The organism is Microbacterium sp. PRC9 (assembly GCF_031844125.1).
Taxonomy (GTDB): domain Bacteria; phylum Actinomycetota; class Actinomycetes; order Actinomycetales; family Microbacteriaceae; genus Microbacterium.
Window position 1 is genome coordinate 658766 of record NZ_JAUZUR010000001.1, and the last position, 22849, is coordinate 681614.

General features: G+C 70.8%; 18 protein-coding genes. 7 read left to right on the forward strand and 11 right to left on the reverse strand.

The window, feature by feature from the left end:
* The first annotated feature begins 63 nt into the window (after positions 1-63).
* Positions 64-3765 (forward strand): S8 family serine peptidase, encoded by a 3702-nt coding sequence (locus Q9R33_RS02840; protein WP_311292804.1) that lies wholly within the window; start codon positions 64-66, stop codon positions 3763-3765.
* 17 nt (positions 3766-3782) lie between these two features.
* Here Q9R33_RS02840 and Q9R33_RS02845 read toward each other — a convergent pair whose 3' ends face one another.
* The 9 genes from Q9R33_RS02845 to Q9R33_RS02885 form a co-directional block, all read right to left on the reverse strand.
* Positions 3783-4769: a helix-turn-helix domain-containing protein gene (locus tag Q9R33_RS02845; protein ID WP_311292805.1), complete on the reverse strand. Its 987-nt coding sequence runs from the start codon at positions 4767-4769 to the stop codon at positions 3783-3785.
* A gap of 27 nt (positions 4770-4796) precedes the next feature.
* Positions 4797-6233: a glycosyltransferase gene (locus Q9R33_RS02850; protein WP_311292806.1), complete on the reverse strand. Its 1437-nt coding sequence runs from the start codon at positions 6231-6233 to the stop codon at positions 4797-4799.
* Positions 6234-6327: 94 nt separating this feature from the next.
* On the reverse strand, positions 6328-7911 hold the full coding sequence (gene guaA, locus Q9R33_RS02855) for a glutamine-hydrolyzing GMP synthase (protein ID WP_311292807.1): 1584 nt from the start codon (positions 7909-7911) through the stop codon (positions 6328-6330).
* Entirely contained in the window at positions 7908-8408 is a 501-nt protein-coding gene (locus Q9R33_RS02860) for a DUF3817 domain-containing protein (RefSeq protein ID WP_056371116.1), read from the reverse strand. Before Q9R33_RS02860 ends, guaA begins: the two co-directional genes overlap by 4 nt.
* Positions 8409-8418: 10 nt before the next feature.
* Positions 8419-9204, reverse strand: a complete 786-nt coding sequence (locus Q9R33_RS02865) for an SURF1 family cytochrome oxidase biogenesis protein (protein WP_311292887.1) — start codon at positions 9202-9204, stop codon at positions 8419-8421.
* An 80-nt stretch (positions 9205-9284) separates the two neighbouring features.
* On the reverse strand, positions 9285-10403 hold the full coding sequence (locus Q9R33_RS02870) for a GuaB3 family IMP dehydrogenase-related protein (protein ID WP_056371118.1): 1119 nt from the start codon (positions 10401-10403) through the stop codon (positions 9285-9287).
* A gap of 254 nt (positions 10404-10657) precedes the next feature.
* On the reverse strand, positions 10658-12346 hold the full coding sequence (locus Q9R33_RS02875) for an ATP-binding cassette domain-containing protein (protein WP_310248922.1): 1689 nt from the start codon (positions 12344-12346) through the stop codon (positions 10658-10660).
* A gap of 106 nt (positions 12347-12452) precedes the next feature.
* Positions 12453-12737, reverse strand: a complete 285-nt coding sequence (locus Q9R33_RS02880) for a DUF2277 domain-containing protein (RefSeq protein WP_045297069.1) — start codon at positions 12735-12737, stop codon at positions 12453-12455.
* A 60-nt stretch (positions 12738-12797) separates the two neighbouring features.
* Positions 12798-13472: a TetR/AcrR family transcriptional regulator gene (locus Q9R33_RS02885; RefSeq protein WP_311292808.1), complete on the reverse strand. Its 675-nt coding sequence runs from the start codon at positions 13470-13472 to the stop codon at positions 12798-12800.
* 87 nt (positions 13473-13559) lie between these two features.
* Between Q9R33_RS02885 and Q9R33_RS02890 the strand changes: the two genes are divergently transcribed.
* Entirely contained in the window at positions 13560-15026 is a 1467-nt protein-coding gene (locus tag Q9R33_RS02890) for an MFS transporter (protein ID WP_311292809.1), read from the forward strand.
* 18 nt (positions 15027-15044) lie between these two features.
* On the opposite strand, the gene Q9R33_RS02895 is transcribed toward Q9R33_RS02890, so the two are convergent.
* Positions 15045-15668 (reverse strand): TMEM175 family protein, encoded by a 624-nt coding sequence (locus Q9R33_RS02895; RefSeq protein ID WP_056371127.1) that lies wholly within the window; start codon positions 15666-15668, stop codon positions 15045-15047.
* Between the two features lie 138 nt (positions 15669-15806).
* Here Q9R33_RS02895 and Q9R33_RS02900 point away from each other — a divergent pair, with 138 nt between their 5' ends.
* Positions 15807-16913: an FAD-dependent oxidoreductase gene (locus tag Q9R33_RS02900; protein WP_311292810.1), complete on the forward strand. Its 1107-nt coding sequence runs from the start codon at positions 15807-15809 to the stop codon at positions 16911-16913.
* 75 nt (positions 16914-16988) lie between these two features.
* Here the strand turns inward: Q9R33_RS02900 and guaB are convergent, their stop codons facing one another.
* Positions 16989-18491: an IMP dehydrogenase gene (gene guaB, locus Q9R33_RS02905; protein WP_056371131.1), complete on the reverse strand. Its 1503-nt coding sequence runs from the start codon at positions 18489-18491 to the stop codon at positions 16989-16991.
* Between the two features lie 291 nt (positions 18492-18782).
* On the opposite strand from guaB, the gene Q9R33_RS02910 reads away from it, so the two are divergent.
* The 4 genes from Q9R33_RS02910 to Q9R33_RS02925 are packed head-to-tail and all read left to right on the forward strand — an operon-like array spanning position 18783 to position 22811.
* The gene (locus tag Q9R33_RS02910; protein ID WP_311292811.1) at positions 18783-20090 is read left to right on the forward strand and encodes a branched-chain amino acid ABC transporter permease; all 1308 of its coding nucleotides are present in this window, start codon (positions 18783-18785) and stop codon (positions 20088-20090) included.
* Between the two features lie 9 nt (positions 20091-20099).
* Entirely contained in the window at positions 20100-21080 is a 981-nt protein-coding gene (locus tag Q9R33_RS02915; RefSeq protein WP_056371135.1) for a branched-chain amino acid ABC transporter permease, read from the forward strand.
* On the forward strand, positions 21070-22074 hold the full coding sequence (locus Q9R33_RS02920) for an ABC transporter ATP-binding protein (protein WP_396654060.1): 1005 nt from the start codon (positions 21070-21072) through the stop codon (positions 22072-22074). The genes Q9R33_RS02915 and Q9R33_RS02920 overlap by 11 nt, the downstream gene beginning before the upstream one ends.
* Entirely contained in the window at positions 22071-22811 is a 741-nt protein-coding gene (locus Q9R33_RS02925) for an ABC transporter ATP-binding protein (protein WP_056371140.1), read from the forward strand. Before Q9R33_RS02920 ends, Q9R33_RS02925 begins: the two co-directional genes overlap by 4 nt.
* Positions 22812-22849: the final 38 nt, after the last annotated feature.

Genomic DNA, 22849 nt, shown 5'->3' on the forward strand with positions numbered 1-22849 from the left:
ATGTCGCACTCTGGGCAGGCCGCGCGGGGTCGCACGCGGCGTCTGCGCATCAGACTCGGACACATGCGTCCCCCACATCGCGCTCTGGTCCCGGCCGTCCTGGCCATCGCGTCGGCGACCGCGCTCGTCGCCGGCCTCGTCGCTCCCGCCGCCTCCGGCGCGGAGCCCTCCTCCCCGAACCCGAACCCGCTGCCGACCGCGCCGGTCGGCGACACACGCGCCGTCACGCTCCTCACCGGCGACCGCGTCGAGGTCACCGATGCCGGCGGCGGCCGGTACGCCGCCACGGTGACACCCGGTCCCGGTCGCGAGCGGGTCACCTTCCAGACCCTCCAGGTCGACGGCGTGCTGAAGGTGCTGCCCAGTGACGCGGTTCCCTTCGTCGCTTCCGGTCTCGTCGACGAGCGCCTGTTCGAGGTGAGCAGCCTCCTCGAGGACGGCTACGCCGACCTCGACGCGCTGCCGCTCATCGTCTCGTGGTCTCCCGGCACGCGCGCCGCATCGATGGAGGTCGCCGGCGCAGAACAGGTCCGCACACTGCCCAGCATCGACGGAGCGGCGCTGTCCGCCGACGCCGACGAGCTCGGCGCCGTCTGGGATGCCCTCACACCGGGCGCCGCCGTCGCCGAGATGCCCGGCCACAGCGCCGAGCAGCGCATGGCCGGGGGCATCCAGCGGGTCTGGCTCGACGGGCGCGCGAGCGCTTCGCTGGACCGCAGCGTGCCGCAGATCGGCGCGCCTGCGGCGTGGGATGCCGGCTACCGCGGCACCGGTGTCACGGTAGCGGTGCTCGACACCGGCGTGGACGCCGAGCACCCCGACCTCACCGGACAGCTCGATGAGATCGTCGACTTCACCGGCAGCGAGTCGGGCACCGCGGACCGCGTCGGCCACGGCACCCATGTGGCGGCCACGATCGCGGGCACGGGTGCAGGTGCCGGCGGCACGCGGCCTGGCGTCGCCCCCGAGGCCGACCTCATCATCGGCAAGGTGCTCGACGACAGCGGGTCGGGGTACGACTCGTGGATCATCGCGGGAATGGAGTGGGCGGCCGAGAACGCCGACATCGTCAACATGAGCCTCGGCGGCGGCCCCACCGACGGCACCGACCCGCTGAGCCTGGCGCTGGACGCGCTCTCGGCCCAGACCGACGCACTCTTCGTGGTCGCGGCCGGCAACGACGGCCTGGACGGCGCGGTCTCGACCCCCAGCACGGCGAACTCCGCGCTGTCGGTCGCGGCGGTCGACCGCGAAGACGCACTGGCGGAGTTCTCCAGCCGGGGACCGCGCACGATCGACAGCGCCCTCAAGCCCGAGATCAGCGCGCCCGGCGTTGGGATCGTCGCCGCGCGCGCGGCCGGCACGTCGATGGGCTCGCCGGTCGACGCGCTGTACACCGCGGCCAACGGCACCTCGATGGCGACGCCGCACGTCGCCGGTGCTGCCGCGCTCCTCGCGCAGCAGAACCCGGACTGGTCGGGTCAGCGCCTCAAGGACGCGCTGATCAGCACCGCGAGCCCGAATCCCGAGCTCGGCGTGTACGCGCAGGGCGGCGGCCGCGTTGACGTCGCCCGCGCCGTCGGCCAGCCGGTCACCGCCACCGGCATCGCCGACTTCGCGCTCGTGACCGACGACGAGAGCGAGGCGCAGGAGCGCACCGTGAGCTTCCACAACGAGGGCGCGGAGGCGGTCACGCTCGACCTCGCGGTCGAGGCGGAGAACCTCGACGACAACGGCGCCGTCACGGCCGCGTTCTCGGCCCCCGAGCAGGTGACCGTCCCCGCGCAGGGCACCGCCGATGTCGTCGTGACGCTCGACCCTGCCTCTGTCGGTCGTGGCCGGTGGAGCGGCGCGCTCACCGCCACCGGGGCCGACGGCATCCTGGTGCACACCGCCATCGGCGCCGTGCGGCGCGGCCCCAGTCACACCGTGACGATCCGTGCCGTCGGCTTCGACGGCGGCGCCACGTTCGTGCCGTCGCTGTCACTCATCGGCGACCAGCCCGGGACCGAGATCCTCGGGTACCTCGAGATCGGCGAGGACGGCACCGTGGAGGTGGAGGAGGGCACGTACATCGCGCAGGCGATCATCGAGGACTACTCCAACGCTCAGGCCGAGCGCACCGGCACGATCATCCTGCCCGACATCGACGTCACCTCCGACGTGGAGATCGTGCTCGACGCCCGCCGCGCCGTGCCCATCACCGTCACGACGCCCGAACCGGCGGAGCAGCAGTCCGTGATCAGCTGGTACACGTACCGCACCTTCCCCAACGGCCGAGACATCCAGCACGGGGTCATGTCGTTCTCGCGGACGATGCCGTGGGTGACGCCCACGGACCCGGTGCGCGAGGGGGAGTTCGAGTTCACCTCGCGCTGGCAGCTGGTGCGGCCGTCAGCGATCGTGACGGTGCCGGGCACCGGGCTGCAGCCGGAGACGGCTCTGCTCGGCAACTCCGCGGTGCTGTCCAAGCCGCTGCGCGCCGAGCTCGTCGCCCCGGGCGCGGACCTCGCCGGCGTGCGTGGCAAGGTGGCGGTGGTGGATGCCCCGGACCAGGGCCTCGAAGACGGCCAGATCCAGGCGGCTGCCGACGCCGGCGCGAAGGCCGTGATCCTCGTGCGGCCCCCGACGAACAGCATCTTCACGGTGTTCGATCCGGGCATGGATGCGACCCCGATTCCCGTGGTCGTCACCACCGCCGAGGACGGCGCCGCGCTCATCCGCCACGCGCAGGGGCCGGGCAAGCAGCGGATCACGCTGGAGGCGAGCCGCATCAGCCCCTACCTGTACGACGTGATCCACGTGTCCCCCGGTGAGATCCCCGATGTGGTCGAGCACACGGTGACGGCAGAGAACAGCCACCGCGTGACCACGACCTACGTCGAGAGCGGCGGGCTGCCCTTCGCACGCGAGCAGCGCTTCGGCTGGCGTCCCTGGATGGAGTACGCCTGGAACGACGCGCAGCGCACCGTGGCCACCGGCGAGGTGCGCGAGGAGTGGGTCTCGGCCGGCGACTCGCTGTGGCAACACCGCGTGCTGCACACGTGGCAGAACTGGTTCGGCCGCGTCTCGGGCGGCATGACCGGCCCGGTGCGCAGCTACGACGTCGGGCGGTCGGCCGAGCGCTGGTTCGATCCGGTGGTGCGGCCGGGTGCGGTCGCGGGCGCGCCCTCGACACGGACGGGTGACCGCCTGACCCTGCGGGTCGCCGATCTCCTCGACGCCGAGGGCCACGCGACGGTCGGCGATGTCACGTCGGCCGCGCGGGTCTACCGCGACGGCGAGCTGCTGGCCGAGCTCCCGAACGCGCGGCAGGGCGTCGACGTCCCCGCCGGCGAGGGCACGTACCGTCTCGAGCTCGATGTCTCGCGTGACGACGCCGAGTGGCAGCGGGCCATCCGCTCGTCGACCGCGTGGACGTTCCCATCCGCCCGTCCCGCGGCGGGCACGACGGCCGAGCTGCCGCTGTTGCAGATCGCCTACGACGCGCCGACCGACGACGACGGGCACGCCACCAAGCGACCGCACCGGCTCGGCCTGCAGGTGACCGACCAGGGCGGGAAGGTGCGCTCGGGCGCGACGCTGACGGCTGAGGTGTCGTTCGACGACGGCGCAACGTGGAAGAACCTTCCGGTGAAGAAGGACAAGCACGGGTTCTCGGCGCAGGTACCGGCCGGCACGGCGCCCGTCACGCTGCGGGTGACCGCCACGGACGGCTCGGCGTCGGTGACACAGGAGGTGGTGCGCGCCTACGCCCGCCGCTGAGCCGAGGTCGAAGACGGTCAGAGCCACCCGCGCCGCGCCGCCTGATAGGCGAGCGCGGTGCGGGTGTCGACGCCGGCGAGGGACATCAGCCGGTCGAGCCGCCGCTGGACGGTGCGCCGGCTGACGCCCAGCTGGCTCGCGATCGACTTGTCGGGGAGGCCGGCGACCACGAGCGACAGCAGCAGGCGCTCGGCGTCGCCGATGCCGTCTCGCGGCACATCCGCGTCCGGCTCGTCGAGCAGCCCCGACACCGGCAGTGGACTCGCCCGCTCCCAGTGCCCCTCGAACAGGTCGATGAGCGCGTCGAGAAACTGGCCGCCGCCGATGATCGCGGCGCTGGGCTGCCCGAGCTCCCGCTCCCGGTCGTGGGTCAGCGGGCAGATGGCGATGCGCCGGTCGACGATCGCGAGCCGCACTGGCAGCGCCGGGGCGACGCGGGCCTCCTCACCCCACGAGATGCCTTCGCGCACGCTGTCGAGCTCGCCCGGTCCTTCCAGCAGGGCACGCTCGTAGATCGCGCGGTAGCGGACGCCGCGGGCGAGCGCGTCGCGCTCCTCGGTGTTGTCGGTGCCCTGCATCGCGAGCGGGTTGGCGCGGCAGAACCAGAGGATCTCCTCGCGGGCGCCCTGCTGCAAGTCGCGCAGCCGCTCGCGCAGCGCGCCGGCGCCGATCACGACCTCGACCACGTGGTCGGCGTCACGACGCCGGGCAACGGCGCGGAACTCCTCATTGAGCGCCGCGACGAGCTGGCGGTCCCCCTCCAGCGACTCCTGGCGCCGCAGCAGCGCAGTGCCCAGCGCGACGTCGGGCGGCTGCGGGCGGAAGACGGGGTCCTTGCCCTGCCGCACGACGAGCCCCTTGGCCTCCAGCCGCAGCAGCACGTCGCCGGCGACCCCCGGGGCGAGCCCCGCGACCTCGGCCAGCTGCTCGACCCGCGCACCGGCGAGCCCGACGAGCATCCGGTACGCGTTCTCCTCGACGGGCTCCAGCAACGGGTCCTGCATCGGCTCCTCCGGGTTCGCGGATCTCTCTCAGGACAGCGGACGCTCCGGCCGCTCCCCCGCCACGCGGTGCGACGGCCGCTCGACAGCGGCGCGCAGCGCGGCGACGAGCGCGGGCCGCACGACGTCGGGCGTGAAACGGGCGGCGGCCGCGCGGGCTCGGAGCGACAGATGGGCGCGGCGATCGTGGTCGTGCAGCAGGCTGATCACGGCCTCGGCGAGCGCGTCGGCGTCGCCGGGCGGCACGAGCACCCCGGCGCCGTCGGCCGCCTCACGGGGCCCATATCGGGCGTCGGTCGAGACCACCGGCAGCCCGCGCGCGAGCGCCTCCGCGATGGAGAGCCCCTGCCCCTCGAAGGCGGTCGACGTCAGGAACACGGCCGAGCGGTCGAAGATCGCATCGCGGTCGGCCGTCGCACCGTGGAGCGTGACGGATGCCGCGAGCCCGAGCCCGTCGATCAGCCCCTGCAATTCCTCTCGCAGCGGTCCGTCGCCGTAGATGTCCAGCCGGGCCTGCGGGACCGCCTGCGCCACTCGCTGCCAGGCGCGGATGGCGAGGTCGACGCGCTTCTGCGGCGCGAGGCGGTTGAGCATGACGACGCGATGCGGGTCGCGTAACTCCACGCCGGGCGGCTCGGCGCCGAGCTCGATCGTGTTGGGCACGACGTGGAAGGTGCCGGGATCGCCGAACCGGGCCGCCACCTCGTCGCGCTGCGCGGCGGTAGGGAACAGCACGGCGTCGTAGCGGTCCACGGTCGACAGCCAGCGTTGCCACATCCCGGCGACGGGTGCGTCGGGATCGTCGTAGGGCTCGGGCAGGTGCGAGTTGTGCACCGTGTGCACGAGGCGCACCCGCGGGTCGTCCCAGTCGACGAGCGTCTCGCCGATCTGACGCGATTCGAAGATCACCACGAGCAGCCGATCGGGGTCACCCGCCTCGGCGCGCCGCTCGTCGGCGAGGTGGGTGAGCCAGGCTGCGTAGAGACCGCGGAAGCCGCGGAGCACGCGATCCCCGTCCGGAGCGTGCACGATGATCGGCGCGTCGGACAGGTGCCATTCGGGGTCGTCGCGCAGAACCGGCAGCGACACGGCCCGACGGCCCGCGGCATCCACGATCTCGCGGTGCTCGACGCCCGCCCACGACCTCTCCGCCGGCTCGGCCGTCAACGGCTCGCCGGCCGCGAAGACCCACGCGGGGTCGCTCCTGAGGTCGTCGAAGAGGTTGCGGGCGCGGTCGACGCTGTCGAGGAGGCCCGCCTCGACGAACGCCCGGCGCTGCGCCTGGTGCACGTCGACCGGGGCCCCGTCGACGCTCAGCTGCAGCGGGTCGACAGCCCCCGCCGAGGCGAGCAGGCGCAGGCGCGTCGGAACCGCCACCGCGAACCCGCCGTCGAGTCCGAGAGCCACGCGGCTGCCCAGCAGCACGTAGTCGGCGTCGGGCAGCGAAGGTGCGGGGTCCGTCGTCACCCGTCCATCCTCACCCATCCGTGCACTGCCCCGGCCCGCCGAGGCGCCGGAAGACGACGGATGCCCCGGCATCGCCGAGGCACCCGTCACAAACTCACTCCCACTCGATGGTCCCCGGGGGCTTCGAGGTGACGTCGAGGACGACGCGGTTGACGTCGCGCACCTCGTTGGTGATGCGGTTCGAGATCTTCGAGAGCACGTCGTAGGGCAGGCGCGTCCAGTCGGCGGTCATCGCGTCTTCGCTCGAGACGGGACGCAGGACGATCGGGTGGCCGTAGGTGCGGCCGTCGCCCTGCACGCCCACCGAGCGCACGTCGGCCAGCAGCACGACCGGGCACTGCCAGATCTCGCCGTCGAGGCCGGCCTTCGTCAGCTCTTCACGCGCGATGGCGTCGGCATCGCGCAGAATCTCGAGACGGTCAGCGGTGACCTCACCCACGATCCGGATGCCGAGGCCGGGGCCCGGAAACGGCTGGCGGCCGACGATGACCTCCGGAAGTCCGAGCTCATGGCCGATCGCGCGCACCTCGTCCTTGAACAGGGTGCGCAACGGCTCCACGAGCTCGAACTGCAGGTCTTCGGGAAGGCCGCCCACGTTGTGGTGCGACTTGATGTTCGCGGTGCCGGTGCCGCCGCCCGACTCGACGACGTCGGGGTAGAGCGTGCCCTGCACGAGGAAGCGGATGGGCTCGCCGTCGGCCTCGGCCTCCGCGACGAGCGCGGCCTCTGCCTGCTCGAAGGTGCGGATGAACTCGCGTCCGATGATCTTGCGCTTCTGCTCGGGATCGCTGACCCCGGCGAGCGCGTTCAGGAACTGCTCGCGGGCGTCGACGGTCACGAGGCGCACACCGGTCGAGGCGACGTAGTCCTGCTCGACCTGCTCGCGCTCGTCCTTGCGGAGGAGTCCGTGGTCGACGAAGATGCAGACGAGCTGGTCGCCGACGGCCTTGTGCACGAGGGCGGCTGCCACGGCGGAGTCGACGCCGCCCGACAGCCCGCAGATCACGCGGCCGGAGCCGACCTGCGCCTGGATCTTCGCGACCTGCTCGGCGATGACGTTGCCGCTGTTCCAGTCGGCGGGAAGACCCGCCGCCTTGTGCAGGAAGTTCTCGATGACCTTCTGGCCGTGGTCGGAGTGCTTGACCTCGGGGTGCCACTGCACGCCGTAGAAGCGGCGCTCGTCGCTGCCGAAGGCGGCGACCGGTGTGGCTCCGGTCGACGCGAGGACATCGAAGCCCTCGGGGGCGCGCGAGACCTGGTCGCCGTGGCTCATCCAGACGTTCTGCTCGGCCGGCTGACCACCCAGCAGCACGCCGCCGTCGCCCGTGACCGCGGCATCCGTCGCTCCGTACTCACGGAGCCCGGTGTTGGCCACCTCGCCGCCGAGCGCCTGCGCCATGACCTGGAAGCCGTAGCAGATGCCGAGCGTCGGCACGCCGAGGTCGAACACGCCGGCGTCGAGTGCCGGCGCACCCTCCTCGTAGACCGACGACGGACCGCCCGAGAGGATGATGCCGACCGGGTTCTTCGCCGCGATGTCGGCGGCGGACGCGGTGTGCGGCACGATCTCGCTGTACACGCCGGCCTCGCGGACGCGGCGCGCGATCAGCTGCGCATACTGGGCGCCGAAGTCGACGACGAGGACGGGACGCTGAGAGGTCTCGGTCTGCTGGGTCAACGCTTGTTCTCCGTCGGGATCGCGTGGGTGAGGGTCGAGTGCGCGGCCTGCGAGTGCAGCTCCGCCGCCTCGCGCTCGGCCAGGTAGGTCTTGACGTCGCGGCCGACGCGCGCCTCCATGAAGAACGACAGGAGGGGCACGATGCCGCCGGCGGCGAGCATGCCCAGGCGCAGGAGGTTCCAGCGCATGAGGCTCCACACGCGGAAGCACGAAATCAGGTAGACGACGTAGAACCAGCCGTGGGCGACGAGGATGCCGAGCGACAGGTTGAACCCGTCACCGGTCGACTCGAGGCCCGAGGCCGTCTCGACGACGGGGGCGAACCACAGGAACCCGCCGGAACCACCGAGGAACAGCTCGTAGCCGACGACGTACTTGATGATCATCTCGGCGACGAGCAGCAGCAGCATCGTGCCCGTGATGATCGAGCACACCTGGTAGAACTTCAGGGCTCCGCGGATCGCCGGAAAGGAAGCGAGCTTCGGGGCGCGGGGCATGACCCCCAGTCTACCCGCGGGGTTCTGCGGCCTCGTCCTCGAAGTCCTCGACCTCCTTCTCCCACGCGTCCTTCGCGAGGCGGTACCAGAGGTAGAAGGCGAAGCCGGCGAACACGGCCCATTCGACGGCGTAGAAGATGTTGAGCCAGTTGATCCCCGACCCGTCGGCGGGCGCCGGCGACGAGATCGCATCGAGCCCGGCGACCGCGTCGACGGAGGCGATGTACGGGCGGTACACGAAGAGGGCGTCGATCTCGTGCCACTGCCCGAGCAGCGCGGCCGGCGACATGCGGGTCAGCGTCTGCGGGTCCTCGCCGCGAGGCGGGAGCACCGGCCCTTCGTCCGAGATCAGGCGCCCCGTCACCTCGACGGTCTCGGAGACGGATGCTGCGCCCTCGAGCTCGTCGACGGCCGCGCGCGCGTCCTCCTCGGTGGCGGCCCACCCGAGCGCCACGGCGACCGAGGTCGGGCCGACCGTCGCGCTCACGTCGGGGTCGATGCGCAGCTGCCCGGTCACCCAGTAGCCCTCGACGCCGTCGTTGTAGCGCGACTGGACGACGATGAAGTCCTCGGGGACCCATGTGCCGCGCGTCTCGACGCGCTGGCCGACCAGCGGCTCCGGGAGATACTCGCCGGGCAGGGCGACGTCGGCCAGAGGCTGCACCTCTTCGGTCGCACCCGGCGGGACCGGATTCGTCTGCACAGCACGGCCCAGCTGCCATTGCCCGAGCCACGCGAACACGCCCGCGACGACGAGGCACAGCAGCAGCATCCCGATCCATCGCGGGCGCAGCATCACCTCGCGCAGGGTCGGCGGGAAGGCCTCGGGCGCGAGGTCAGCCGCTCCCGTCGGGTCGGGGTCGGTCATGGCACCCGTCATCCCGCGGCGTACGGCGCGACGACGACCTCGACGCGCTGGAACTCCTTGAGGTCGGAGTATCCGGTCGTGGCCATCGACTTGCGCAGGGCACCGATGAGGTTCGCGGTGCCGTCGGCGACCGGGGCGGGGCCGTAGAGGATCTCCTCGAGCGAGGCCACCTGGTCGACCTTCACGCGGCGACCGCGCGGCAGCTTGGCGTGGTGCGCCTCGGGTCCCCAGTGGAAGCCCCGGCCCGGGGCATCCGTCGCGCGCGCGAGCGCCACGCCGAGCATGACGGCGTCGGCGCCCATCGCGATCGCCTTGACGATGTCGCCCGACGTGCCCACGCCGCCGTCCGCGATGACGTGCACGTAGCGGCCGCCCGACTCGTCCAGGTAGTCGCGGCGCGCGCCGGCGACGTCGGCGACTGCGGTCGCCATCGGGGCGTGCAGACCCAGGGTCGCACGCGTGGTGGACGCGGCTCCCCCGCCGAAGCCGACGAGCACGCCGGCGGCTCCCGTCCGCATGAGGTGCAGGGCGGCGGTGTACGTCGAGGCGCCACCGACGATGACGGGGACGTCGAGGTCGTAGATGAACTTCTTGAGGTTCAGCGGCTGGTCGACGCTCGAGACGTGCTCGGCCGAAACCGTGGTGCCGCGGATCACGAAGAGGTCGACGCCGGCGGCGACGACCGTCTCGTAGAGCTCCTGGGTGCGCTGCGGGGTCAGGGACCCCGCGACCGTCACGCCGCCGGCGCGGATCTCGGCGAGGCGATCGCGCACGAGCTCGGGCTTGATCGGCTCGGCGTAGAGCTCCTGCATGCGGCGGGTCGCGGCGGCCTTCTCGAGGCCGGCGATCTCGGCGAGCAGCGGCTCGGGGTCGTCGTAGCGGGTCCACAGGCCCTCGAGGTCGAGGACGCCCAGGCCGCCGAGCTGGCCCAGCATGATCGCCGTGCGCGGGCTCACGACAGAGTCCATCGGGGCGCCCAGCACCGGGATGTCGAAGCTGAAGGCGTCGATCGTCCACGTGGTCGAGACGTCCTCGGGGTTGCGCGTGCGCCGCGACGGCACCACCGCGATGTCGTCGAACGTGTAGGCGCGACGCGCCCTCTTGGCCCGGCCGAGTTCGATGTCCATGCTCACCCGACCAGCCTACCCGGCGGGCCTCGCGGCGCCGGATTCCGCCCGGCCGGCCGACCACCCCGGACTTCACGCGACCATCAGTCCCCCGCCCGTCACCAGCCCGATGAGCTTCCTCCGCGCCGGCGCTCCTGGGGATAAGGACGCCGACCGGTGTCCTTATCCCCCGGAGTCGCCGAGCGCAGCTTCGCGAGTCCGGTGCGAACGGCCGCGGGGCATCACCCACCGTCGCGGCGGCGATCCCGTCGGCCTCAGCGGGTGCGGGCCACCCGTGTCTCGTCCCAGACCGGCTCGTTCGACTCGAACACGCGGCCGTCGGAACCGAAGACGAGGAACCGGTCGAAGGACTTCGCGAGCCAGCGGTCGTGCGTGACCGCGAGCACGGTGCCCTCGAACCGGGCGAGCGCGTCCTGCAGAGCCTCGGCCGAGACGAGGTCGAGGTTGTCGGTCGGCTCGTCGAGGAGCAACAGCGTCGCGCCGGACAGTTCGAGCAACAGGATCTGGAACCGCGCCTGCTGCCCGCCCGACAGGCTGTCGAACGTCTGCTCGGCCTGGGCGACGAGTCCGTACCGGTCGAGCGCGCTGCTCGCGGCCTCGCGGGGCAGACCGGCTCGGGCGTCCTCGCCGCGATGGAGGATGTCGAGCAGCGTCTTGCCGTCGAACTCCGGGTGGCGGTGGGTCTGCGCGAACCATCCCGGCACGACGCGCGCGCCGAGGATCCCGCGACCGGTGTGCGCCACGGGGTCGAGCCCCGCGCCGGTCGTGGTCAGGTGCCCGAGCCTCCCATCGGGATCGGTGCCGCCGCGGGCGAGCAGCCGAAGGAAGTGCGACTTGCCCGAGCCGTTCGATCCGAGCACCGCGACCCGGTCGCCGAACCACACCTCGAGGTCGAACGGCTTCATGAGCCCCGTGAGCTCGAGCTGCTCGGCGACGACCGCCCGCCGGCCGGTGCGCGCGCCGCGCAGGCGCACATCGAGGTCCTGCTCCCTCGGGCGCTCCTGCGGTGGACCCGCCTCCTCGAACTTGCGCAGCCGTGTCTGAGCGGCGCGGTACCGAGAGGTGAAGGTGTCGTTGGCCGTGGCCTTGACCTTGAGGGTCGCCACGAGCTCCTTGAGCTTGACGTGCTGCTCGTCCCAGCGGCGGCGCAGCTCGTCGAGGCGCAGCATCCGGTCCTCCCGTGCCCGGTGATAGGTGCCGAAGCCGCCGCCGTGCACCCACGCAGTGCTCCCCGCACCGCCCGCCTCGAGGGTCACGATGCGGTCGGCCGCACGGGCCAGCAGCTCGCGGTCGTGCGACACCAGCAGCACCGTCTTCTGCGTCTCGCGCAGGCGCTCCTCGAGCCACCGCTTGCCGGGAACGTCGAGGTAGTTGTCGGGCTCGTCGAGGAGCAGCACCTGGTCGGGGCCGCGCAGCAGCGCCTCGAGCGCGAGCCGCTTCTGCTCGCCGCCCGACAGCGTGGTGAGCTCGCGGAACCGTGCACGCGAGAACGGGATGCCGAGGGCCGTCGTCGTGCACGTGTCCCAGACGGTCTCGTACTCGTAGCCACCGGCTTCGGCGTAGTCGGCAAGCGCTCCGGCGTAGCGCATCTGCGTCTCGAGGTCGTCGTGCTCGATGATCGCCGCCTCGGCGTCCTCGAGCTCGCGCGCGGCGCGACGCACGCGGTCAGGCGCGACGGCGATGAGGAGGTCATGGACGGTCTGCCCGACCTCGCCGTGGCCGACGAACTGGTCCATGACGCCGAGGCCGCCGTCGATCGACACGACACCGGAGAGCGCCGGGGTCTCCCCGCGGATGATCCGCAGCAGCGTCGTCTTGCCCGCGCCGTTCTGGCCGATGAGCGCCGTCGTCGACCCCTCGCCCACGCGGAACGAGACCTCGTCGAGCAGCGGCCGGCCGTCCGGCAGCGCATACGAGACGGCGGCGATGTCGATGTACCCCACGGTGTTCCCTGTCTGCTCCGGTGCGGCATCCGTCGCCGTTCAGGGAGCCGACCAGACTACCCCACCCCGCTCCGCTCCGCTCCGCTCAGCGACCGCAGTACGGAGCTCAGGCGGCCGGTGCGGCGTACCTGCCCGAGCGGATCGCGCGCTCGCGCGCCTTGGCGGCCTCGACCTCGCGGTTCTTGGGCGGCGTCACCGCGACGAGGTCGTCGAGCAGGTGCTGCGTGATGTGCGCGATCTCGTGCACGGCGTGGTCGAAGGCCTCCTGATTCGCCTTCGAGGGCTTGGTCGTGCCCGCGATCTTGCGCACGTACTGGAGCGCGGCGGCGTGGACCTCGGCGGACGAGGCTGCGGGCTCGAAGTTGTGGAGTGTGTGGATGTTCCGGCACATGCCCCCGACCCTACGCCGCGCCCCCGACGCGGGGCAGGGGGCAGCATCCGTCCGGGCGACCTACCAGCGGTCGGTGCCGCGCGGGAGGACCTCGAGCACGTGGGGCAGCTCGGTCGGGAAGCACGAGCGGAAGAGCTCGGTGATCTGCGGATCGGAGCCGTAGTCGTCGACGATGCGCAGGCCGATCATCGTCGAGATGAGCATGCCCTCGGCCATGAACGTGCGCGACTCGTCGGCGTCGAGCCCCATCTCGTCGCGGAAGAACCGCCAGACCTTCGCGAAGCCCTGGCGCGCGGCCGCGCCGATCACGGGATGGCTCCCGAGCAGGTAGGCGTGCGCGAGCGTCTGGTGGAGGCCGCGCACCGCGATGAGGTCGACGTAGGCCTGCCCGATGCGCTTGGCCGCCGCCTTCTCCGGTGTGATGTCGGGGTCGTGCGGGGAGTCTTCGGCGAGCGCCGCCCGGAAGCCGGCGAGCATGCGCGTCAGGGCGTCTTCGATCGCCGCGAGGAAAAGGTTCTCCTTCGAGCCGAAGAGTCGCACGACGTACGGCTGGCTGACGCCGGCGGCGCGGGCCACCTCATCGGTCGTCGCGCCCTCGTAGCCGCGGGCGCCGAACAAGGCGAGCGCGGCCGCCAGGATCTGACGGCGCCGCTCCTGGGACGACAGGCGCTTGCCCGGGTCGGCCGGCGCCTCGTCCACGGAGGCGCCGCTGCCTGCCACTGCCGGAGATGTCATGCCGAAAGGTTATCAGCGAATGACTTGACTTTGTAATCAGTCGATTACTACATTGTGGTAATCATTCGATTACAACCGGAGCCTCCCATGACCGAATCACCCCTCACCAGGGCCCCCCGTCGCACCCGGCCGTTCGCGCTCGTGGTGGCCGCGGCATCCCTTCCGATGTTCATGGCCACGCTCGACAACCTCGTCATGACGAACGCGCTCCCGGTGCTGCACCGCGAGATGGGCGCGAGCGTCGAAGAGCTGCAGTGGTTCGTCAACGCGTACACGCTGGCGTTCGCCGGCGCGATCCTCATCGCCTCGGCGCTCGGCGACCGATTCGGCCGCCGCACGCTCTTCGCGATCGGCATCGCCGTGTTCGGCGTGGGCTCGGTGCTCGCCGCGCTCAGCACCGACCCCGGTCAGCTCATCGCCGCGCGCGCCGTGCAGGGTCTGGGCGCCGCGGGTGTGATGCCCCTCTCCCTCGCACTGCTGAGCGGGGCGGTGCCGCCGGCCAGGCGCGCCCTCGCGATCGGCATCTGGGGCGGCGTCTCGGGGCTCGGCGTCGCGGTCGGCCCACTCGTCGGCGGGGCGATCATGGAGGGCTGGAACTGGCAGGCGATCTTCTGGATCAACGTGCCCGTCGCGATCATCGCCATCCCCCTCGCGCTCGTCGTGCTGAACAACGACTTCGGCGCGCGCGCCCGCATCGACGTTCCGGGTGCACTGCTCGCCGCGGCCGGTGTGCTCGCCCTCGTCCACGCGATCGTGCGCGGCAACGACGACGGCTGGGACTCGATCGGGGTCATCGCCGAGATCGTGCTCGGCACGCTGCTCATCGCCGCGTTCCTCTGGTGGCAGACCCGCACGCAGGCGCCCCTCCTGCCGCTGCGCCTCTTCCGCGACCGCTCGTTCTCGATCACCAACATCGTCGGATTCGCGTTCAGCTTCGGCACGTTCGGCGCGGTGTTCATCCTGATCCAGTACCTGCAGGTCGTGCAGGGATCCACGCCCCTCGAAGCCGCCGTGCAGACCACCCCCTGGACGCTCGCGCCCATGATCGTCGCCCCGATCGCCGGCATCCTGGCTCCCCGCGTCGGGACGCGCATCCTGCTCGTGCTCGGCCTCGCCCTGCAGGGCATCGCGCTCACGTGGATCGCCGCCGTCATGTCGACCGACCTCGACTACCCGACGCTGATCGCGCCGTTCATCATGGCCGGCGTCGGCATGGCGCTCGTGTTCGCGCCGTCGGCGACGGCGCTGCTCGCGACCCTCGGACTCATCGACCACGCCAAGGCATCCGGCGTGAACTCCACCGTCCGTGAGCTGGGCGTCGCCCTCGGCACCGCCGTGATGACCGCCATCTTCGTGAGTGCCGGTGGCGAGCTCCTGCCCGACATGTACGTCGACGCCGCCCGCCCCGCGGTCTTCACCGGCGCGGCCGTCCTGTTCGCCGCGACGATCGTGGCGCTGTGGCTCCCCTCCGGCAAGGGGACGGATGCCGCCTCCCTGGCGTCGTCCGAGACCGAGACACGGGCCGCCCAGCCCGAGGCCGTCCCCGTGCCCTGACCCCGGCCTCGGCCGGGATCAGTCGCCCTTGCCTCGCAGGACGCGGGTCAGCAGACCGTCGAGGAAGAAGAGCAGGAACGCCGCCGAGCCGACCCACGGCGCCAGCACCACCACCGCGGCCGAGATGAGGAGGGCGCTCAGCGAGCTGCGGCCGTAGGCCACGGCATCCGCCCTGCTCATGTCGGGCATCAGCGCTTCGCGCTGCCGCACCGCCCACCCCCATTGCAGCCAGCTGAACAGGATGGCGAGGAAGAACGTCACCGGCATCGCGAGCCGGCCCGCGAGCCACTCGGAGTACTCGGTCGTCAGGTTCGTCGCGAACGGCACGAGCACGATGAACAGCAGCCGCGCGTTGTTCAGCCACACCGTCGTCGAATCCACGCGCGCGAGGTGCTCGAACTGCTGGACGTGCACCATCCACATCAGGCACAGCAGCACGAAGCTCAGCCCGAAATTGAGGAACAGCTCGTACATGCCGCCGAGGGCGGCCCACATGTCGGCGTCGGAGTCGACCTTGCCAGGCGAGTACTGGGTGAGGTCGAGCACGAGCAGCGTCGCCGCGATCGCGAAGACCCCGTCGGTGAACGCCTCGAGACGTGTGGTGCGCTGCGTAGCCAGAGCGTGCCGCCGCTGCCTGATCATGGCGCCAGGGTAGCGACACCACCCGCTGGGGCGCCCGTCACACTCCGTGACCTCCCCTCGGCAGCGGTGCGCGGTGCGATTGGATGGAGGCGGAGACGGATGCCGCGCCCCTCGGCATCCGAGACCTGGGAGGCCCCCGTGACCGAGCATGTTCCGTACGTCGTCGTCGGCGGGGGTGCCATGGGGCTCGCGACGACGTGGCAGCTCGCGCGTCGCGGCCACCGCGTGGTCGCGCTCGAGCGGTTCGAACGCGGCCACACCCGCGGCGCCTCGCACGGCGCCACCCGCAACTTCAACAACGCCTACGGCGCCGCCCACTACCTCGATCTGCTCACGCTGGCGCGCGCCGAATGGGACGAGCTCTCGCGCGCGACCGGCGAACCGCTGCTGCGCCTGCACGGGCTCGTGACCCACGGCGACGACGCCGTCGTCGCGGATGTGCACGGCGCGCTCATCGCCCGCGGCGAGCGCGCCGAGGTGCTCGCCGCGCACGAGGCGGCACGGCGCTGGAGCGGAATGCGATTCACCGGCGACGTGCTGTTCACGCCCGACGCCGGGGTGGTGCGCGCGTCCGCCGCCCTCGAGGCGCTCGAGCGCGGCGCCAGTGCTCACGGCGCCGACGTCCGCTTCGGGCACCGCGTGGTCTCCCTCGACGAGCGGGGGAACGGCGTCGCGCTCACGGTCGAGGCCGGCGGGGAGCGCCATGACCTCGTGGCCGAGACCGTGGTGGTGACCTCCGGAGCCTGGACCCGCGGCATCCTTCCCCCGTCCTTCCCCCTCCCCCGGCTGACCGTGACCGAGGAGAGCCCCGCCCACTTCGCCCCGATCACGCCGGATGCGCGGTGGCCGTCGTTCAACCACCTCCTGCCGGCCGAGCGGTACCCCGCGAACGTCTACGGCATGCCGACGCCGGGCGAGGGCGTCAAGGTGGGCTTCCACCTCGTGGGGCCGGTGGTCGACCCCGATGCCCGCACGTTCCGTCCGGTTCCCGCCCTCGCCGCGCAGCTGCGCGACTACGTGGCTGAGTGGTTCCCGGGTCTCGACGCCGGGTCGGCCGAGCCCATCAGCTGCACCTACACGTCCACGGACTCGCAGGACTTCATCCTCGACCGGCGCGGCCGCATCGTCGTCGGCGCCGGCTTCTCCGGCCACGGCTTCAAGTTCACGCCGGCCGTCGGCTCGGTCCTCGCCGCCCTCGCGACCGACGACGGCTTCCGGGCCGCCGCCCCCTTCCGCCTTCCCTGAGCCCGTCCGGCGGATACGACGGATGCCTCGACCCTGCGCAGTGCGCGGGGCCGAGGCATCCGTCTCCGAAGCGGGTTACTTCTTGTAGTTGGGGGCCTCGACGACGATCTGGACGTCGTGCGGGTGCGACTCCTTGAGGCCGGCCGCGGTGATGCGGACGAACTTGCCCTTGGCCTTGAGTTCGTCGATGGTGCGGGCGCCGACGTAGAACATCGACTGACGCAGCCCGCCGACGAGCTGGTACGCGACGGCCGAGACCGGACCGCGGTAGGCGACCTGACCCTCGATGCCCTCGGGGATGAGCTTGTCGTCGGTGGGGACGTCGGCCTGGAAGTAGCGGTCCTTCGAGTACGACGTCTTCTTGCCGCGGGTCTGCATCGCACCCAGCGACCCCATGCCGCGGTACTGCTTGAACTGCTTGCCGCCCTGGAAGACGATCTCGCCCGGCGACTCGTCGGTGCCGGCGAGGAGCGATCCGAGCATGACGGTGTCGGCACCGGCGACGAGCGCCTTGGCGATGTCGCCCGAGTACTGCAGTCCGCCGTCGGCGATCACCGGGATGCCGGCTTCGCGCGCCGCCAGGTAGGCCTCGTAGACGGCCGTGACCTGCGGGACGCCGACGCCGGCGACGACGCGGGTGGTGCAGATCGAGCCCGGGCCGACGCCGACCTTGACGGCGTCCACGCCCGCGTCGATGAGGGCCTGTGCGCCCTCCCGCGTGGCGACGTTGCCGCCGATGACGTCGATGTGGTCGAAGCTCGTGTCGGCCTTGATCCGGCGGACGATGTCGATGACACCCTGCGACTGGCCGTTGGCGGTGTCGACCACGATGACGTCGACGCCGGCGTCGCGGAGGGCCTCGGCGCGCTGCCAGGCGTCGCCGAAGAAGCCGATGGCGGCACCGACGCGGAGGCGGCCCTGCTCGTCCTTGGTGGCGAGGGGGTACTTCTCGCTCTTGTCGAAGTCCTTGATGGTGATGAGGCCCGCGAGCTTGCCGTGCTCGTCGATGAGCGGGAGCTTCTCGACGCGGTGCTGCGCGAAGAGGGCGATGACCTCGCCGGCGCTGATGCCCACGCGACCGGTGACCAGCCCGTCGGTCGTCATGACGTCGCGCACCTTGGTGGTCTGACGCTCGAAGCCCGAGACGAAGCGCATGTCGCGGTTCGTGACGATGCCCACGAGGTGGTTCTCATCGTCGACGACCGGAAGGCCCGAGATGCGGTACTGCGCGCAGAGCGAGTCGACCTCTTCGATCGTGGTGTCGGGGGTGGTCGTGATCGGGTCGGTGATCATGCCCGACTCACTCCGCTTGACGCGGTCGACCATCGAGGCCTGGTCCTCGATCGCGAGGTTGCGGTGGATGATCCCGAGGCCGCCTTCGCGGGCGATCGCGATCGCCATGCGCGACTCCGTCACCGTGTCCATCGCGCTCGAGATGAGCGGGGTCGCGACGGTGATGCGTCGCGTCACCCGGGACGAGGTGTCGGCTTCGCTGGGGATCACGTCGGTGTGGCCGGGCAGCAGCAGCACATCGTCGTAGGTCAGTCCGACGAAGCCGAAGGGGTCGTTGTGCTCCATGGGGGTCTCCTCGCGCGGGCGCGCGCGTGCTCGGGGGTGGACGGCGGCGGCCGGTGCGCTCGTGACGCTCCGTACTCGATTCTAAGGCGGCGAACCTGGAAATGATTCCCGAATACAGCCACCTGAGACGCGGTCCCACCCTCGTTGCGATCGGGTCACGTATCCACAGGGTGCGATAGGCGAAACACCCGCGACACATTACGCTCGTACCGTCGTTCATCACAGCCGATGCGACCCGGACATCGGTGCGCTCGTCGGCGGCGAACTGGAGGTTCTGTGGGTCCTGCGACTGTGACCACGAGACATGTGTCTGGAAGGCGGGCGATCGCCGCTGTCTTCGGACTGCTGCTCGTCCTGTTGGGGCTGTTCGCCACCGCGACGCCCGCACTGGCCGACGAAGACGATCCCTATCGGATCAGCGGCAACGTCCAACTCGACGGTGAGCCGCTCGAAGGCGTCGTCCTGACCGTCGACGGCCCCGGCGGGGAACAAGAGGTCGAGACCGACGAGAACGGCCAATGGCACGTGAACGTCCCCGAGCGCGGCGAGACCTACGTCGTCACGCTCGACGAGGAGACGCTTCCCGAAGGCATCGCCGTGGTCGATGCCGAGGACGACACCCCGAACGTCAAAGAGGTCGAGGTAGGCCAGGGCGGCCGCGTCAGCGTCAACTTCTTCATCGGCGAGGGCGAGCGCAACGTCACGAGCTTCTTCGACCAGCTCGTCCAGCGCGTCATCCAGGGCATCAGCTTCGGACTCATGCTGGCCCTCGCTGCGATCGGCCTCTCACTGGTGTTCGGCACGACCGGCATCTCCAACTTCGCGCACGGCGAGATGGTGACCTTCGGCGCCATCGCCGCCTATCTGCTCGTCGGACCGGCGACCGTGGCGCTCCCGTGGTGGCTCGGCTACCCGATCGCCGTGGTCCTCAGCGCACTCTTCGGCCTCTTCCTCGACGTGATCCTCTGGCGACCGCTGCGCCGGCGCCGAGTCGGCGTCGTGCAGCTCATGATCGTGAGCATCGGCCTCTCGCTCGCACTGCGCTACACGTTCCAGCTCTTCATCGGCGGCGGGACGCTGCAGCTTCCGGGTTCGTCCGAGGCGAAGATCCCGTTGTTCGGCGCGGTGCAGATGAGCGTCATCGACCTGGTCTCGCTGGCCATCTCGATCGTGGTCATCGTGGCGTTCGCGCTGTGGCTCACCCGCTCGCGGACGGGCAAGGCCACCCGCGCCATCTCCGACAACGCGCCGCTGGCCGCCGCATCCGGCATCGACGTGGACCATGTCGTGCGCGTCGTGTGGATCGTCGCGGGCGGCCTCGCCGGCCTCGCCGGCATCCTGTACGCGTACTACCGCCCCGGCATCAAGTGGGACATGGGCGCGCAGATCCTGCTGCTCATGTTCGCCGCGGTCGTCCTCGGCGGTCTCGGCACCGCGTACGGCGCGCTCATCGGCGCGCTGATCGTCGGAATCCTGGTGGAGGTGTCGAGCCTGTGGATCCCGGCCGACCTCAAGTACGCCAGCGCACTGTTCATCCTCATCGTCATCCTGCTGTTCCGACCACAGGGCATCTTGGGCCGACGAGAGCGGATTGGTTAAGGCACGCGCATGAACTGGTTGCAGATTCTCTCCAACACCCTTTCCTCGATCCTCAGCCCCGCAACGATCGGCTACGCACTGGCCGCCCTCGGCCTCGCCGTGCACTTCGGCTACGCGGGTCTGATCAACATGGGCATCGCCGGCTTCATGGCCGTGGGCGCCTACGGCTACGCGATCTCGATCCTCTCGTTCGGCCTTCCCTGGTGGGCCGGGGCCCTCATCGGTCTGGCCGCGGCGGCGATCTTCGCGCTGATCCTGGGCATCCCGACTCTGCGCCTTCGGGGCGACTACCTCGCCATCGTGACGATCGCAGCCGCAGAAGTGCTCCGGCTGATGTTCCTCACGACAGCGTTCGACAGCGTCACAGGCTCGGCCGACGGACTCAGCGGGTACCACGAGAGCTTCCGGGCGTCGAATCCGATCCCGCCCGGGGAGTACGGTTTCGGCCCCTGGGTCTACAACGAGACCGGATGGTGGGTGCGCATCACGGGCATCATCACCGTCGCGATCGCGGTGCTCGTCGTGTGGATGCTCATGCGCAGCCCGTGGGGGCGCACACTGAAGGGCATCCGCGAGGACGAAGACGCCGTCCGTTCGCTCGGCAAGAACGTCTTCTCCTACAAGATGCAGGCGCTCGTGCTCGGCGGTGTCCTCGCGGCCGCGGGCGGCATCGTGTACGCGCTGCCCTCAGCCGTCAGCCCCGGCGTCTACGTGACGTCGCTGACGTTCTTCGTCTGGACGGCGCTCCTCCTCGGCGGTGCCGCAACGGTGTTCGGCCCGATCCTCGGTTCGCTGATCTTCTGGGCGCTGCAGACGTTCCTGTCCAACGTTCTGCCGGCGATGGCCGAAGCCGGCTTGCTGTTCGGCCTCTCGCAGATCCAGGCAGGCACGCTCCGGTTCATCCTCGTGGGCGTCGCGCTCATGCTGCTGGTGATCTTCATGCCGCAGGGCCTCCTGGGCAACAAGAAGGAGCTGACCTTTGTCAAGTGAAACCGCTCCGGTGACCGGGGGCGCGCCGGTCGCCCGTCCGAAGACCACCGGCCTCCATGTCGGCGACGCCGCCCCCGGCGTCGCGAAGGTCGACCCGATCATCATCGCCGACGACGTGCGCCGCTCGTTCGGCGGCGTCAACGCGGTGGACGTCGACCACCTCGAGGTCCCGCGTGGCGCCATCACGGCCCTCATCGGGCCGAACGGCGCCGGCAAGACCACGCTGTTCAACCTGCTCACCGGGTTCGATCGACCCGACCATGGGACGTGGACCTTCGACGGCACATCGCTCTCGGGCGTGCCCGCCTACAAGGTCGCGCGCATGGGGCTGGTCCGCACCTTCCAGCTCACCAAGGCCCTCGGCCTGCTCACGGTGATGGAGAACATGAAGCTCGGCGCGAAGAACCAGCGCGGCGAGAAGTTCTGGGGCAGCCTGATCCCCGCGCTGTGGCGATCGCAGGATGCGGAGTTCGAAGACCGCGCGATGGTGCTGCTCGAGAAGTTCAAACTCGACGGGAAGGCCGACGACTTCGCCGCCAGCCTGTCGGGGGGCCAGCGCAAGCTGCTCGAGATGGCGCGCTCGCTCATGACCGAGCCGACGCTCGTCATGCTCGACGAGCCGATGGCAGGCGTCAACCCTGCCCTCACGCAGTCGCTGCTCGACCACATCCTCGACCTCAAGGACCTCGGCATGACCGTCCTGTTCGTCGAGCACGACATGCACATGGTGCGCCACATCGCCGACTGGGTCGTCGTCATGGCTGAAGGCAAGATCGTCGCCGAGGGCGACCCCGATACGGTCATGAGGAATCCCGCGGTGATCGACGCGTACCTCGGCGCCCATCAGGAACTCGACCTGGGCGTCGTGACGGGCCGCATCGATGTCGTCCAGGCCGACCCGACGACGGATGCCGATGCCTCGGCCGCAGCGGACGCCGCAGCGCTCGTCGACGAGGGCGTGGCCGAAGAAGAGGAAGAGGAGGACGGCAGATGACCGCTCCCACCGCGACGGGCACTCCCGTCGTCGTCATCGACGATGTCCACGCCGGCTATCTGCCCGGGGTGAACATCCTCAACGGCTGCAGCCTCGTCGCCCACCAGGGCGAGCTGATCGGCATCATCGGTCCCAACGGCGCCGGCAAGTCGACGCTGCTGAAAGCGATCTTCGGGCAGGTGCACGTCCGCAGCGGGACGATCACGCTCGAAGGCGACGACATCACCGGCTTGCGCGCCAACAAGCTCGTGGCGCGTGGTGTCGGGTTCATCCCGCAGACCAACAACGTGTTCCCGAGCCTCACCATCGAGGAGAACCTGCAGATGGGGCTCTACCAGCGCCCCAGTGCCTACAAGGAGCGTCTCGAGTTCGTGACGGGGATCTTCTCCGAGATCGGCAAGCGCCTCAAGCAGCGTGCCGGATCGCTCTCGGGCGGCGAGCGCCAGATGGTCGCGATGAGCCGCGCTCTGATGATGGACCCGAAGGTGCTGCTGCTCGACGAGCCGTCGGCGGGCCTGTCCCCCGTCCGGCAGGACGAGGCCTTCATCCGCGTCTCGGAGATCAACCGCGCCGGCGTGACGTGCATCATGGTCGAGCAGAACGCCCGCCGCTGCCTGCAGATCTGCGACCGCGGCTACGTGCTCGATCAGGGCCGCGACGCCTACACGGGATCCGGCCGCGAGCTGCTGAACGACCCGAAGGTCACGGAGCTCTACCTGGGAACGCTCGGCAAGTAGCTGTCACAGCGCCTCAGAAGGAGGGGACCGGATGCCGC